At 41.2% G+C, this 14,718-nt stretch carries 13 protein-coding genes and 2 pseudogenes; 7 read left to right on the forward strand and 8 right to left on the reverse strand.

The window, feature by feature from the left end:
* Nucleotides 1–256: 256 nt before the first annotated feature.
* Nucleotides 257–1,168 (reverse strand): arabinan endo-1,5-alpha-L-arabinosidase AbnA, encoded by a 912-nt coding sequence (locus AB447_RS10925; protein ID WP_048354794.1) that lies wholly within the window; start codon nucleotides 1,166–1,168, stop codon nucleotides 257–259.
* Between the two features lie 848 nt (nucleotides 1,169–2,016).
* A complete protein-coding gene (locus AB447_RS10935; RefSeq protein ID WP_048354786.1) occupies nucleotides 2,017–2,454 on the reverse strand; it encodes an Lrp/AsnC family transcriptional regulator in 438 nt (145 codons plus the stop codon).
* 151 nt (nucleotides 2,455–2,605) lie between these two features.
* Here AB447_RS10935 and AB447_RS10940 point away from each other — a divergent pair, with 151 nt between their 5' ends.
* The 5 genes and pseudogenes from AB447_RS10940 (at nucleotide 2,606) to AB447_RS10955 (ending at nucleotide 6,477) form a co-directional block, all read left to right on the forward strand.
* Nucleotides 2,606–3,607 (forward strand): oxidoreductase, encoded by a 1,002-nt coding sequence (locus AB447_RS10940; protein WP_048354787.1) that lies wholly within the window; start codon nucleotides 2,606–2,608, stop codon nucleotides 3,605–3,607.
* 465 nt (nucleotides 3,608–4,072) lie between these two features.
* The gene (ybaK, locus tag AB447_RS10945) at nucleotides 4,073–4,555 is read left to right on the forward strand and encodes a Cys-tRNA(Pro) deacylase (RefSeq protein WP_048406070.1); all 483 of its coding nucleotides are present in this window, start codon (nucleotides 4,073–4,075) and stop codon (nucleotides 4,553–4,555) included.
* Between the two features lie 306 nt (nucleotides 4,556–4,861).
* Nucleotides 4,862–5,317 (forward strand): hypothetical protein, encoded by a 456-nt coding sequence (locus AB447_RS10950; protein WP_053071212.1) that lies wholly within the window; start codon nucleotides 4,862–4,864, stop codon nucleotides 5,315–5,317.
* A 246-nt stretch (nucleotides 5,318–5,563) separates the two neighbouring features.
* A pseudogene (locus tag AB447_RS25205) lies at nucleotides 5,564–5,863 on the forward strand (transposase); the annotation flags it as partial.
* A gap of 109 nt (nucleotides 5,864–5,972) precedes the next feature.
* Nucleotides 5,973–6,477: pseudogene (locus AB447_RS10955) on the forward strand (MepB family protein).
* A gap of 306 nt (nucleotides 6,478–6,783) precedes the next feature.
* Here AB447_RS10955 and AB447_RS26780 read toward each other — a convergent pair.
* Nucleotides 6,784–6,870, reverse strand: coding sequence for a putative holin-like toxin (locus AB447_RS26780; protein WP_326082501.1), 87 nt, complete (start codon nucleotides 6,868–6,870; stop codon nucleotides 6,784–6,786).
* Nucleotides 6,871–7,096: 226 nt separating this feature from the next.
* Here AB447_RS26780 and AB447_RS10960 point away from each other — a divergent pair, with 226 nt between their 5' ends.
* Nucleotides 7,097–8,446: an amidohydrolase family protein gene (locus AB447_RS10960; protein ID WP_048354183.1), complete on the forward strand. Its 1,350-nt coding sequence runs from the start codon at nucleotides 7,097–7,099 to the stop codon at nucleotides 8,444–8,446.
* A 46-nt stretch (nucleotides 8,447–8,492) separates the two neighbouring features.
* Here AB447_RS10960 and AB447_RS10965 read toward each other — a convergent pair whose 3' ends face one another.
* The 4 genes from AB447_RS10965 to AB447_RS10980 form a co-directional block, all read right to left on the reverse strand.
* On the reverse strand, nucleotides 8,493–9,170 hold the full coding sequence (locus AB447_RS10965) for a YqeB family protein (RefSeq protein ID WP_231592107.1): 678 nt from the start codon (nucleotides 9,168–9,170) through the stop codon (nucleotides 8,493–8,495).
* Nucleotides 9,167–9,751, reverse strand: coding sequence for a TetR/AcrR family transcriptional regulator (locus tag AB447_RS10970; RefSeq protein WP_048354185.1), 585 nt, complete (start codon nucleotides 9,749–9,751; stop codon nucleotides 9,167–9,169). Before AB447_RS10970 ends, AB447_RS10965 begins: the two co-directional genes overlap by 4 nt.
* Nucleotides 9,752–9,937: 186 nt before the next feature.
* Nucleotides 9,938–11,233 carry a family 8 glycosyl hydrolase gene (locus tag AB447_RS10975; protein WP_048354186.1) on the reverse strand — a complete coding sequence of 432 codons (1,296 nt, stop codon included), beginning with the start codon at nucleotides 11,231–11,233 and terminating at the stop codon, nucleotides 9,938–9,940.
* 290 nt (nucleotides 11,234–11,523) lie between these two features.
* Entirely contained in the window at nucleotides 11,524–11,859 is a 336-nt protein-coding gene (locus tag AB447_RS10980; protein ID WP_048354187.1) for a DUF3139 domain-containing protein, read from the reverse strand.
* 955 nt (nucleotides 11,860–12,814) lie between these two features.
* Here AB447_RS10980 and AB447_RS25780 point away from each other — a divergent pair.
* On the forward strand, nucleotides 12,815–12,991 hold the full coding sequence (locus AB447_RS25780) for a hypothetical protein (RefSeq protein ID WP_048354188.1): 177 nt from the start codon (nucleotides 12,815–12,817) through the stop codon (nucleotides 12,989–12,991).
* Between the two features lie 165 nt (nucleotides 12,992–13,156).
* Here the strand turns inward: AB447_RS25780 and alr are convergent, their stop codons facing one another.
* Complete coding sequence (gene alr / locus AB447_RS10985) at nucleotides 13,157–14,338, reverse strand: alanine racemase (protein ID WP_057957562.1); 1,182 nt, start codon at nucleotides 14,336–14,338, stop codon at nucleotides 13,157–13,159.
* Nucleotides 14,339–14,718 lie beyond the last annotated feature (380 nt).

Raw genomic sequence — 14,718 nt, forward strand, 5'->3', positions numbered from 1 at the left:
CGGCCTGCTTTTGTCGATAAGACACCGGCGATTAAGGTCTCCGTTGTCCAATCCGACAGCTTTTTCTTTCATGTTTTTGTTTTCAACACCAGTTCAATCGTTTTCTCATCTCCTTTTGTTCTTTCAGCTCCGGTAAGCCGCGTACATGCCTGTTATTTTTTGACTGAAAAACACAGATGTATAAATATCACCAAGGATTTTTGTATATAAAAAACCGAGCAACTATTTTCTGCTCGGTTTTTCTTTCGGTTTAGAATCAATAATGCGGCCAGCCTTTGGAATCCCCATACAAATCATTGATTAACAGCTTGGAAACCCCATTATCAAGCGCGTCATAGCTATGCCTGATGATGATGTTACCGTTAAGTATATCCTCACCGCCCGGTCCCTTCCAGCGGATGTTTCCGGAATCGAGGATGGTGCCTCCGCCTTCTGTCATTTGCTTGCCGCTCTTGTCATAATAAGGTCCCGTAATCTTTGTTGAACTTCCGTAAGCAATTTTATAGGTGCTGTTAACACCCTTGCAGCATTTATCAAAGGAAACGAATAAATAATAGTAGCCGTTTTTATATGTAATAGTCGGTGCTTCAAGCGCTCCTCCATTCCTTGGTCTTGATGCGATGGAATAAAGTTTTCCTGTGGGTTTCATCGTGTTTTGATCAAGCCTCGTCAGCTTGATGCCGCTCCAAAATGAGCCAAAGGAAAGCCATGGATTTCCTTCTTTATCAACCACCATGTCCGGGTCAATCGCATTATAGTTGTTAGAAGCTGTCGTCCTGGTAACCAGCCCGTCATCGCGCCAATTACCAGAAGAGATTCGGTCTGTTGATGCCAATCCGATCGCCGAAGTATTCGAGCCGAACGATGAGACTGCATAGTAAAGCCAGTACCGACCTTTGTAATAGCTGATATCAGGAGCCCATTGATTTTGTTCATGCTTTGGCACGTATTTTTTCCACCATGATAATGGGGTTGAAAATATCGTTTGCGATGTACTCCAACTTTTTCCGTCTTGAGACTTGATGACGCGGATCCCTTTGCCAACCCCCGTACCGAATGTATACCATGTATTTCCTTCTTTAATCATGGAAGGATCATGAATGGTATTGTCGCCTTTTGTATCCCAAAAAGCTGCTGAAGCAGGTTCAGCTGCCAAAAAAATAAGCATAAAAGATAAAATAAAACCGGATATTATCGCCTTATGCACTCTGACGTTTCTCCTCTCAATTTTTCGCTTTTTATAAAAACTCGGCCCTCCTGTGAAAAATAGAATTTCCTTACAAACCGCACTTTATTTTATCAAGCGTTTATAATCCCTCAATCAGACATTGGCCTTATTTTCTAGTCCTGAACTGAATCTTAAAAACCAGAAAATAGTCATATTAATGTGTCAATCGATCAAATATAATTTTTTTCTGATTCTTTTCCGGGACGATTTATGACTTTGGAATTTATTTAACGGAATTTTCATGAAAATATATTGAAGCACTGCCTTAAAAAAGGAGGCGCAGTTTTCTGGATTAAGTACTGATCAATAATCGCGCCATCTGGATGGTCAAAATCGGAAAATACAAAATTATCCAGAGGTGAGAGGCGCTGGATGATAAGGGGCAGAGCAATGCAGAAAACGAAAAGACAAAAGGAGTTTGGCACTTTAAAAACGATATTTACTCCGTTAGCATTTTTCAAAGGTGATGATAAGATTGCCGCATTTCTAGTTCAGGGAGTATACCCCCTGAACTCCCGATCTCTAGAGCTGGTCCGTTTAAAGGTTCCATTAATATAGATCGGTTATTAAGTAGAACGGGGGGATAAAGGAAGTACTCCCTCGCTTCTCTTACCGAAAAAAACTGCTGAAAAAAAAACAGCCGGCTTTTAAACATTTTCTCCTGAAAATAATATAAATTCTCGAAAAGGGGACAAGGTTAACGTTCTTGATTTATCAATGGAAGCGGCTCAGCGACTGCTTTTTCCGCTGCCCCCCCAAGCCCGGATTCTACAGAAAGACCCGGGCTGTTATTCGCCATCGTCATCGATAATGAGCTTATTTTCAATCGCCGCCGAAAGCACGATAAGCGTTGAAGAAAAACCGTACGGGCTGCATGAATCAAGAAAAGCGGTTAACGATTCCATCGATGCTGTGATGATTTTCATCATGAAGTTATACTCCCCGCTGATTCGGTACAATTCGATGACATCCGGAGAATTCGAGCAAAACGCCTGAAAATCCAGACAATTGTTTGTCTTAAATAGCACAAATGCCGTTACGTCTTTTCCGAGTTTTTTAGGCGCGAGAATCGCCTTGTAACCGGCAATGATTCCTTTTTCCTCAAGCTTGCGTATCCGTTCGGTTACGGCCGGTTGGGTCATCGCGATTTTCCGGCCGATTTCGGCAATCGGCATTCGCGCGTTCTCATGAAGCAGTGAGAGTATGTTCCTGTCGACGCTGTCCATAAAGCATCCTCCTTAATTTTGTATGATGAAACTGCTTTTTTATCTTTAATATTAAAAAATCTTCTTCATTATATCATGATTTATATATGTAAATTGCAGATCCAACCTTATAAAATGTTATTCAAAGATAAATTAAAGGAGTGGATTTCATTTGATAACTGCAAAATCACTTACCCTTGACACCCCGTTCACCATTGGCGGCAAAGAATTTCGCAATCGGCTCATTATGGCGCCCATGCAGCAGTACAAAGGCTCGCCGGAAGGTTATGCGACAGAACATCACATCCAGCATTACGCGAGAAGAGCAAAAGGTATCGGAATGGTGATCGTAGAGTCGACGGCTGTATCGGATAATGGCAGACTGTGGCCCAACGACATCGGCATTTATTCAGATCGCCACGCCGATGCACTGAAGAGAGTAACCGATGCCGTTCATGCCCAGGATACGCCGATATTCGTCCAATTATCCCACGGAGGAAGAAAGTCGGCACCTAACGTGACGAAGCGGCTGATTGCGCCGAGTGCAATCGCCTATGACGACTCATATGGAAAGCCGGCGGAATTGACAGTTTCCGAAATTGAGGCTCTCATTGAGAATTACCGAATGGCTGCCAGACGCAGCATTAAAGCGGGTTTCGACGGAATTGAGGTGCATGCTGCTCACGGATTTTTGATTCATCAGTTCTTGTCGCCGATCTCGAATCACCGAAGCGACGCATATGGAGGATCGCGCCTCGGCAGGATGAAATTTTTGAAAGACGTGCTTGCTGCCATTCGTTCAGAAACCGGCCGCCATTATCCGGTTATCGTGCGGATCTCTTCGACCGATTACATCGAAGGCGGCTTAAATCCGCAGGAACTGGCGATGATGCTCAAACCGCTCGCAGAGGATGGACTCCTTGACGCAGTTGACGTATCATCCGGGGGCCTGCTGCCGATTCAACCTGACGATATTCATCCCGGGTACCAACTTCCAGACGCAGCCGTCATTAAGCAGCATCTTCAAATACCTGTGATCGCCGTCGGCAAAATCTATACACGCAGTTTTGCAGACCGGATCATCAGGGACGGGCTGGCGGATGCCGTCGCGATCGGACGCCCGCTGCTGGAAGATCCCGATTTCGCGCAGAAAATGATTGGTTTAAAGGAGTGATCAACGCTTGACAGGGGGAGAGTTTTTTGACTTCAAATTTTAATGTCACCAAAATACCCGTGCATTTATCTACCATTGACAAATATAAAAATAAGAAGAAATGTCGTGTGGTTTAAAACCGAAAGAAAAAGAATGTAACCCTCCATTATATACTTGAAATTCTATTCAATTAATACCGGGTTCCAAGCTATCCAAAAAGGCGATGACCAAAATAAAGGTGTTCTCATGTTTTGTTTGGAAGTTTCCAATTTTATGTATATAAGTATGCCATGTCAATCATTTTTTGCTTCTGATCGTATTTTATTAATGTGCGGCTTGTAAAAAGTTAGAACTCATCTGACTATCAGTGAGTTCTATTTTTAAATTTTGGGAGGCAGGTTAGTAGAATATGGTTGTCACTAATGTTAGTATATATATGGTTATTTCTTGGCTGTAAGTAGGAACTTTTTTTAGTAGGTGAATTGTATGGCAAAAAAAATGGCAAAAACAAATGCGGTTCGTTTGATTGAACAGCAAAAAATCTCCTATGAGTTATTAAGTTACAAAACAGAAGCCGGGCAACCGGTAGATGGCATCACGGTTTCTGAAAAAATTGGTTATCCTTGCGAGTATGTATATAAAACATTGGTTGCAACAGCAGGAGCCAAGCATTATTACGTCTTTGTTGTACCCGTTGCAGAGGAATTAGATTTAAAAAAGGCGGCAAAGGTAATAGGTGAGAAGAAAATAGAAATGGTTGCCATGAAGGAACTTCTGGGGTTAACCGGCTATGTCCGCGGCGGCTGCTCGCCGATTGGCATGAAAAAATGGTTCCCGACATATATTGATGAAAGCGCAGAATCGCTTGATTTTATGATTGTCAGTGCAGGTAAAATCGGCATACAGCTAAAATTAGCTCCACAAGATTTAGCTAAAGCATGCCATGCAAAATTTGCAGCAATCGTTTAATCAAATATAACCCTTCTCTTAAAATACGATTCATACATATCGATATACTTGTTCAGATGGCTCAACTTCCTTGTCAGAGCAGAGCTTTTTTTGCCCATAAATTTTTCAAAACGTCTTGAAAAAACATGAAAATAAGAATAGATTAGGAATAGATGATATATAAGGTGGAATTTTGATTATGAAGCGTGAGACGCTGTCTGTTTCGCGCTTTTTTGTTTGAAAGATAAAACGGAATAGGGCCAATCTGCTCGACGCCTAAGAGGATAGATTAACAGCAGGTCAACTGTTTAGGAGGTTTTGAAACACATGAATAATAAACGGCGCGCTAAGCGATTCATCATGTTATTGGTGGTTGCCGGAATCACTTTCACAGGAATGTTTGTCTCAACGGGTAAAGCCGAGGCTGCTTGGTCAGGCTGGCAAACCAGGAGCGGATACACCGCAAAAGTGTATACAAATGCCGCTGCTTATACGACAAAAGACCATTCCATTAAATGGAGAATCAAGAAGAGAGGCAATAAAAAGCTTTATTATAAAGCTTATATCTGCAAATGGATAAACCGTGGCTTATATAGCGCGGGGAGTGTGTCGGGATCATTTAAATCCACCACCCCAATCAAAACATTTAAAGTGAAATCGGTCAGAAAAAAGCTGGGCAGCGGAACGTATATGGTCCGCGTAATCGTTTTCAAAGACTCCAAAAAGAAAAAAATGATCGGAAGCTTTAACTCTAAAAAAATTCGTATTACAGAAGGGATTTAAATAAGGGGGCTTCCCTTGACTGAGAGGGAAGAATGGTGAATGACATGAATTTTTGTCATACGATAGAGACATAGAAAACGAATGTGAATTCCAAGACGGACAGCATGTGGCCGCTTATCTTTTGCACATGATCATTTGTGCAGCTGACAGGCAGCCGCTTTTTTTAATTGTGGCTCTGTTATGATATTTGATACGTTTCCAAAATGCTGTCATCATAAGAACGAACATTCGTATAGGAGAGTCGAAATGAGCAAATCGTTTAGCAATTTATTAAAACATATCGATTATCACATACAGATAATGAACGAGTGTTTCAATGGGTAAAACGCTATGTCGAACCTTCCCCAACTGTCGGTGGTCGTCTAATAGACGAAATGAGAGAAGCACGTTTCAAGGAAGGCTTTAAATGCCCCCCATTGTACTTCTGAACACGTCAATAGATTTGGCAAAACTAATGGTCGCCGACATTATCGTTGTAAGGTTTGTCGTAAAACCTTTACAGACACTGCAAATACGATTCTGTTCCGAACTCGAAAAGAAAACGAATAGATTACTTTTGCTGAATGTATGTTTAAAGGATATTCCCTACGAAAATCAGCGGCTATTCAAGAAGGCAATTGCATTACGTAGTATAAAAAATAAGGAGTACAAAGCAGTGAATGAATTTTATAAGGCGTTAACATATGTAAATAAAATTTTTTATGAACCAAATCACTTAACTATAAATGCTATTAGAGAAGAAGCTCAAAATTCAGATTATGGGGCTGGTATGTTTCAACTAAATTCAAAATCGGTTAGATTTAGAGTCGCAAAAATAACACCTAACAAGATAGGACAGTTTGTTGCTTTTTGGGAAAAAGATTAACAAAAACCAAGCCTTTTCATATGAAAAGGCTACTGATTTATTGGTTATCAATACTTTTACTAGTAATAATAATTTTGGACAATTCGTTTTTCCAAGAGAAGTACTTGTAAAACAAAATATCCTTAAAACAGCCACTACAAAAGGAAAAATGGCAATTAGAGTTTACCCTAGATGGGAAAATCCTACTAGAAAACAAGCTATCGAAACACAAAAATGGCAGTTAGCATATTTTGTTGAGGTGAACAATACAAATAGTTTTCCAGTACAAAAACTATTAAAGCTATATTCTAACTAAAATTGGATAGCCCTGAGTCGGCTAATAGTTTGTGAAATTTAACACTTCAACTAACAGGTGCGTTAGTTAAAGAAGGACGGGGAACCTCAACAAATGAGGTTTTCCTAATTATTATATAGAAATCAACATTTAAATTTAACAGAGTCTAATTGTTAAACTAAAATAAAATTTTAAAGCCGAGGGGAAAACGGAGCTATCATTGGAAAAACGAAACAGTCCGCAATTCGTATAGAGTCTTATAATAAGAATATGGATAAAGGCTTCTTGTGAAAATCCTCCTTTTTCCAGATACATCTCACGGGAAGTCTATTTTTCTTTCTTAGACAACACGGCAATTAACATGCCGAACGCAATCATTAAAGAGATTGTTTCGAATGTTGTCATGTACACCATCCCCTTTCAGAGGGGATGAGCCAACTTCCCTTAAGTGAGCCGAAACTTTGTAAAATGAATATTTTACCATAGCACCCTCAATTTCCGAGAGTGTTTTTTGTGCAGGGAAAAAGCTTATTTATATGATTCACACATTCGATGTATTAAAATGGTAGATAAGGGGATGGTTTACTGGATTTAAGGACGATCTCCAAGCTTTTACTCTTTTAAGAAAGGGGAAGCCGCCATGCAAAAAACACTTTTTCGAGGCGCCGCGATCGTCACCCTTGATCCGAAGCTTAAAAATATCGAAAAAGGGGACATGTTGATTGAAGGTTCAACGATTGTGGATGTGGCCGAATCAATCCAAGCTTCTGATGCAGAGGTGATCGATGCCTCAAATATGGTCATCATGCCGGGACTTGTCGATACGCATCGGCACGTATGGGAGTCCGTCATTCGGGGAATCGGCGCCGACTGGTCGCTGCAAACCTATTTAAACCGGATTTATTATGGGAATTACGGAGCGATGCGCAGGCCTGAGGATGATTGGATTGCAAATTATTCGGGAGCGCTCGAGGCGCTGGATGCAGGTGTGACCACCTTGCTTGACTGGACGATGATCGAATCGCCTGATCACACGGATCAGCTGATTGCCGGTCTGAAGGAAGCCGGGATTCGTGCGGTATTTGCCTTTGGAACGTCAGGCGATGCGGCATATTGGGACAGAGACAGCACCCTTTCCAACATGGATGAAGCAGAACGGGTGAAAAAGGCCTACTTTCAGTCAAACGATCAGCTTTTGACCATGGGGCTTGCGATTCGCGGTCCTGAGTTCTCATCATGGGATACATCGGTCTTTGAAATCAAAACGGCCCGGACGCTAGATGTTGTATGCAGCATGCATATCGCTTTTGGCAATTGGGGGGCGAAAGACCGTTCAATTGAAAAACTGCATCAAGCCGGTTTGCTCGGCCCTGACTTGAACATGGTGCATGTTAATGCCATTAGTGAAGAGGAGATGAAAATGCTGGCGGCGCACGGAAGCTCGATTTCTGTTACGCCGGAAATTGAGATGATGATGGGACACGGCTATCCAGTCACTGGACTTGCTCTGGAACACGGAGTGCCCCCAACCCTCGGCGTCGATGTTGTCACATCAACGGGGGGAGATCTATTTGCCCAAATGAAATTCGCCCTTCAGGCAGAGCGCGCCAAACAAAACGAAGCACTGCTTAAAGAAGGGATCATGCCTGGGCCCGAATTAGGCATATTCGCCGAACAAATTCTACAAGCGGCTACGATTGACGGCGCGCGGGCCTTAATGCTGGATCATAAAATCGGCTCGCTCACACCCGGCAAAGAAGCCGATTTTATCATGGTAAAAACGGACAGCCTCAATTTGCTTCCGCTTTCTGATGTCATAGGGGCTATTGTTCAGTGCGCACATCCCGGCAATATAGACTCCGTATATGTTGCAGGAAAAACGGTAAAGCGAAATGGAAAATTGGTTGGGGTCGATCTTGATGACGTGAGAAAAAGAGCAGTCGAGGCTCGCGATCATATATTATCCCGCACCCCTGAAGCCGCTTTTTAAAATAAGACAAAACGCAGCCCTTCCTAAAAGGAGGGCTGCATCATTTTTATATCATTCTTACATATTGTCTTTTCTCTTCATCTTGAATGACGACTCCGAGTTTCGCCAGATCTTTGCGCAAGATTTTTGCCTCATCATGATTATTGTTTTGTATGGCTCTCTCCCTTGCCAGCAAAAGAGCATTTACATGTGAGGGGAAATCGGGATGATCCTCAACCCAGCGCTGATACTGATCTTTAAAAGGGTCTTCTTCTGTCCAATGATAACCGTGATTTTTAAAGGCTTCTGCAACATGTGCTTTCTTAGAATCAATTTGTTCACGATACAATTCATTTTGATCAATACCGAGAATAATGAGATGCTTATTCTCAATATAAACTGCATAAATGTCTTTTTTCTCAAAGCTTTCTTCTTTTTCTTTAAATCTTAATCTCACGTTTTGTTCGGAAATGTAGACTTCAAGAATTTCGTTGAAAACATAATGAGAAAAGAACAAACCGGCAATGATGCCTATTACAGCAGCAATAACCGATACCCATAAATGATTGAATGAAACAATCAATTCGATAGGTCCTTTAAAAGGAACGAAAGGAATGGTCAAAGCCCAATTTGCAATAACAGGAAAAAAGCACCCAAGAGCGGCCCCGAAAACGGCCGGAATGAGTAAGATGAATGCTTTCTCCAGTTTTGACGGTCCAATATACGTTTCCTGAATCAATATCATTTCCTTCCTTTCATGGCATGACGAACTGCGAGTTCCCATGTTTCTTCAACATTCATTTCAACTCCCAGCATCATAAAGTTGCTTAGATTATCAAGGACAAGCGCGAGGATATGTGCATTCCCTTTCGTATGTTGAGAAGAGACGACGCCGAGTTCAACGCCGTAAGAAAGCAAAGAGTCAAATCCTTCCAGGAAGTGCTGCATCATTGCTTTCAGTTTTTCTTCGTATTTTGGTCTGCACGCTGCGCTTAAAACAAACTCATGCACCACTTTCAAAGCAGGGGAGCTATTTTTATATTCTTCAACATAGCGCAGTCCATCTGCTACTAAACGTTTCTCAAAGTTTTCTTTCGTGTACTCATCGATCGGAAAATAAGCAGAGAAATGATGCTCATCAAATATTAAGTGAAAAAGGTAATCGATCAAATGTTCTTTGGACGGAAAATAATGATAGATCGCCGGCTTTGAAATGCCCACCTCTGCTGCAATCATCGATAAGCTCGTACCCTGCAGTCCATGCATGGAAATAAGAGTGAACGCCGCTTCAACAATCGCCTCTTTTGTTTTGCTTTCCTTTTTCAAAAAATCAGCCCTTCTCATAATTTATATATTATTTTACTTACCGGTAAGTAAAAAAACAAGTGGAGACAGAGAATGTTTAAGAAAGAGCCAAAAGAATTTGGCGGGATTCGCATGAAAAAGCGCAAATGTCCTCAACATCAATAAAACCCTTCTCTGCAGAGAAGGGTCAATTTGATATTACATTTTTTAAGGCATATACATCGTAAATTTGCCGTTTGCCGCGAGGCTGTTCAGCATGTACAGGCAGGATCCGTAATAATCGTCAGGAATATAGGCGCTGTTAAACGCATTCGCAAACCCTGTCCTTAATGAGCCATTGCTTGCTGCTGTGGCACCGCCTGCATTGGCCGCGATCAGACCCATCGCACTGCCTTTTTTAACGGCCGTTCCATTCAGCATATATTCATGGGCCGTTCTCCCGTAGTTTTCCCGTTTCATAAACGTCAAGAACTTGTTAACCGCTTTTTGCTCTCTGGCACGATATGGGTTATCTGCCGAGGACCACAGCGTATAATCCATGGCGACATGGGACACTGTCCGCCAAGCATCATAGCTGAAATTGCGGTCTGTTTTCGTTGAGGAATGTGCCGCGTCGCTTACACCATCGAAGCCGGCTTCATCTGGGAAAAGGCCGGTGGCTGCATTGGTAACGGTTGATCCATTAGGTAATACGCTATTAAACGTCGTTTCAGACAAGTATTTTCGAGACTTGTTTGCCGCGTCTTTCCAAAAATACTGCTGGCTGCTTCTGGCACTTTTGGCGAATAGCTCGAAAAAAGCCGGCACATGATACGAAGGATCCGTCCAATTGACATAAGGGCCGAATCGAACCATCGCATAGCGCTGATCATTGCCGTTTTTAATAAAAATCCTTGATTCCATGCTGGCGTTTGCGTATTCACCGTCACCGGCCAAGGCATCAAGCATGTCTTGGGCCCGCGCTTTGTAATCATACGGGTATTGTTTATCTTCCCAGCGGCCGGACGCCATCATGAGCGCTGCCGCAAACCAGACCTCGCCGTCAGATGCTACGTTCTGATCAATGGTTTGCACGTCAGAGCCGTTCGTTTTCATATGCCAGCGATGGTAGCCGTACAAGCTGTCATTTTTGTCGGTATGGCGCATATATTTGCGGACGAAATCCCACAGCCTTTGAAATTTATACTCATCATTCATTTGCAGCGCGATCATCATCCCGTAGCTCATGCCTTCCGTTTTGACGCTGTAATAGCCATTGCCAAGGTCATCGTCCAACGTCGAAGCGATGAAAGCCGAACCGTCTCTCATATAATGAAACAGGGAACCGCCTTTCCCATCAAAATATTTTTTGTAAGCCTGGTTCAAATTTGTTTTGCCGGTTGTTCCGAGAATATCCGGGGTCTTGGAATGTACGGCTGCCACAGCTGTTTGGGCAAAAGCTGCAGAAAAACATGTAAAACAAACAAAGACAGCCGCGATCCATTTTAAACATTTACGCTTCATATCATTCTCACCTTTCTAAAATTTGTCACGGTGACAGACTAATCTTAATTAATAGTGCTGTGAGTGTATAGATGATATTGAACTATTTTATTTGGACCGAAATGATTGATTTTATTCGGAGGGGTGAGGCATAAAATTGAATGGGGGAGCGGAATACGGGGATACAAAAGTAGGAATAGAGAAAATGTCGATTTGTGAATACCTAGAGTTCAATATTGAAGAAGTAGAGGTGTTTTGTTGAAGAAAATACAAAACACTACAAATAAAAAAGTCGCCCATTAATGAGCGACTTAACCTTGCCTTCCTTTTAGTCCCGGTTCTTTCGCCTTGCTTAAATCTTCCTTGCCGTCATAAGTTATCTTTCCCTTATAGGACTTATAAAAATAATGAACGTTTGGATTGTTTTTATAAATTACCCGAACCAAAATTCCGTAGTCACCGCCTTTTGAGCGTATACCTTTTATCTCTTTCATGTCCTCTTTTTTCTTATTTTCTTTGTCTATAAGGTAATTCTCCGTTTTCTTTGCAATTTTTTCAGCTTGAGTATTATAAAAATAATGAACCGAAAAAATTGCTGCTACAACCAAACCAGCTACAATAAGAAAAGACAGTGCAATTTTTTTCAATCTCAATCACCGATCCTTTAAAAATTAGGTTTCGCGGTAAATCATTACCTAAATGGGACATTATGATTTAGCCCTCTCTATTTTAATAAAAATGTTTAGCTATATTCAAAAAAAGTTAACATATAAACGGGTAAAGCTTTACTGACATTTTAACGAAGGGGGGTGTTTACAACTTGTCAAAAAAAGAGAATCCATTCAGATGCCTTAGTTTAAAAGAGGAAAAGTAATTTATCTGACTTAAGCGAAGCAGATCCTTAAAATAAGATGCTGCTTTCATATCCTTTCTTACAGACAAGTATAAAGTTTTGTATTATCATGGCAACAATACTTTGCAATAAAGACGCAAAGCGAGAGGGGAAATAAACAGAAGTGTTTTACATATTCATGATACTTTATATAATCGCGGTACTTTTACTTAATTTTTTAATTGATTTAAGCAATGTCGTATTAACTGTTTTGTTTGCTATTTTCATTGGCGCGCTAGTGATTTATAGAATTGTTGAACGAAGCAAAAGGTAATGGAGGAAATTCCCGTGGAAGGCGGGGGATGTAGTTCTGCAGTTCCTCAATCATAAATAATGTCCCGATCATCAGTTTTGTCGGTGTTCCTATATTTACATCAACCCCTTACTTTTAGTCGTATAAAAAATACGATGGGGATTACATAAGATTTTAAAGAAAATGTAAGCTGATAAGCATCGTTTTAACAAAACTAAAGGGAGGTTGTAATGAAATAGACAAGGGCTGAAATGAGCATATGGATTAAACTTTAAAAAAATGAATGGACAGTCTTGAGCGTTACAAAAATACAAAGTATTGATCAGGAAAATTGACTCAATTATTTGATTTTTTATGTAATGCAAAAAAGAAACATGTTAGAGTTAATGTGTTTAAAAGATTCTCGGGTTGCAATCAAATATGCACCGAGAATCAATTGCTAAACGGGGGGAGCTTAATGAACAACAAGAAAATTATTTTTGATATTGTGATGTACATTATTTTCGGTGTAATGGGTCTTTATTTAGTATCAAAAACTGATTTTGGCACTGGAGTATTAGTGTTTATTGCAATTTTATACCTCGCTGTACTTGCTTATAAAGTTAAGCAAGTATATAGTAATTCTGATTCGTAAGGTGAAACACACAAGAAGTAGGTTTGTGCTTGAGGCGCGATTTATATTCGAAGTAATTTCGTTCTATTCAAAAGCAAAACCCCTCTAGGGAAGGGATCTTGATGTTCAATAAAAGAGGGATTTTAATGTACAACCTCGCATCTGCAAAAACAACTCCACAAATATTTACACGTATAGTACTGGAGCTGATACCTTCATAATCTCGCCATCCCTTATAAAAAAACGAGGGATGCGGCGGCTTAATGTAGACACGACTTCATAGTTAATCGTATTAAGCATTTCAGCAACTTCATCAACGGAAATCTCGGCTCCCTTTTGCCGGCCGTAAATCACGACTTCCTCTCCTTGCTTACCTTCACTTTCTCCTAAGCTTACCATTATGAGATCCATTGTTACTCTTCCCACCACCGGCACGCGTCTTCCGCGATGAAGAACAAACCCGCGATTGGAAAGTGCACGAGAATAGCCGTCAGCATAGCCGATCGGCAGTGTAGCAATGACTTCCCCAGGTTCTGCGATGTACGTAGCGCCATAACTTACAGTCCGCGGTTCTGTCAGCATAGTTTTCACATAAGCGATACGCGCCTTTAAACTTAATGCAGGCTCAAGCTTTACGAGGCCTAGCTGCTTGATATATGCTGAAGGATATAAACCATATAAGCCTATACCTAAACGAATCATATCAGCACTAAACTCCGGGAAAGCGATGGCTGCAGCCGTGTTGCACATATGCACGGTGGGCAGCTCAATGCCTTGATTTTTTAAAAAGCTGAGAAAACTGATAAATTTATCGTGCTGCAGTTTGGTGAGTGTTGCGTCTGGTTCATCAGCTGTTGAAAAATGTGTGAAGATCCCTGTCCACTTGAGGAATTTGCTTGCCTTTAGCGCTTTCACTACTGCTAAAAGTTCTTCTTTTGTGCGTACACCTAATCGGCCCATACCAGTATCCACGTTAATATGAACAGCCAGCCGGTTAGTACTCGCTTCTTTTTCCAAGATCTCGTTAGCTTTTTTAATCCAATCAACCTGAAATGCCGATAAAGTTATATTCCAAGCTGCTGACTTTTTCACACAACCAAGGGATGTAAAACCAAGTACAAGGATAGGCGCTGTAATCCCTGCTTTTCGTAAAACGATTCCTTCCTCCACACTGGCTACAGCAAGCTCACTCGCCCCGTGTTCCAGTGCATGGCGCGCCACTTCTACAGACCCGTGACCATAAGCGTTCGCTTTTACAACGGCCATAATTTTGCTCTTATTTGGAATATGATGGCGAATCGCTCGTAAATTTTTTTTAATTGCATCAAGATTGACTTCGATCCAAACTTCTCGGCAAAGCTTATTCATCAACGATTCCTTCCTTCCTATAAAATAGTAAAACTCACTGACATCAATGGTAGGGTCTCTTTCAATCTAATTTTTATTCAACTTTAGCTGAAATCATTCAACAGTAAACGAGAGGCTCTCATCAATGCCCGAATATTGACTGACAAGTTTACACTTTATTTTTTTTGCTTCGGGAAGGAATGTGGTGCAAGATAAGGATTGATTCTGCGGCCTGGAAGGTGACTGAAAAAACATCCGAGCAAATATAATCAGCCTGAGTTGTTGACATTTGGTTCTACGTTCGTTGTTTATTAGTCTTCATATGAAAATCGCTATAAGGCTGCGGGTAAAGTTCATTGGTACATTCTCTTGTGAATCGCAAGAGTAAATCGAGGCTGTTC

It is taken from the genome of Bacillus glycinifermentans (assembly GCF_001042475.2).
GTDB lineage: Bacteria > Bacillota > Bacilli > Bacillales > Bacillaceae > Bacillus > Bacillus glycinifermentans.

Coding starts and splice junctions, on each gene's coding strand:
- AB447_RS25780 (WP_048354188.1), top strand. CDS start 12,815: ATGAACAACAAGAAAATTATTTTTGATATTGTGATGTACATTATTTTC.
- AB447_RS26780 (WP_326082501.1), bottom strand. CDS start 6,870: ATGGTGTACATGACAACATTCGAAACAATCTCTTTAATGATTGCGTTC.
- AB447_RS10950 (WP_053071212.1), top strand. CDS start 4,862: ATGAATAATAAACGGCGCGCTAAGCGATTCATCATGTTATTGGTGGTT.
- AB447_RS10925 (WP_048354794.1), bottom strand. CDS start 1,168: ATGCTTATTTTTTTGGCAGCTGAACCTGCTTCAGCAGCTTTTTGGGAT.
- alr (WP_057957562.1), bottom strand. CDS start 14,338: ATGAATAAGCTTTGCCGAGAAGTTTGGATCGAAGTCAATCTTGATGCA.
- ybaK (WP_048406070.1), top strand. CDS start 4,073: ATGGCAAAAAAAATGGCAAAAACAAATGCGGTTCGTTTGATTGAACAG.
- AB447_RS10960 (WP_048354183.1), top strand. CDS start 7,097: ATGCAAAAAACACTTTTTCGAGGCGCCGCGATCGTCACCCTTGATCCG.
- AB447_RS10965 (WP_231592107.1), bottom strand. CDS start 9,170: ATGATATTGATTCAGGAAACGTATATTGGACCGTCAAAACTGGAGAAA.
- AB447_RS10935 (WP_048354786.1), bottom strand. CDS start 2,454: ATGGACAGCGTCGACAGGAACATACTCTCACTGCTTCATGAGAACGCG.
- AB447_RS10975 (WP_048354186.1), bottom strand. CDS start 11,233: ATGAAGCGTAAATGTTTAAAATGGATCGCGGCTGTCTTTGTTTGTTTT.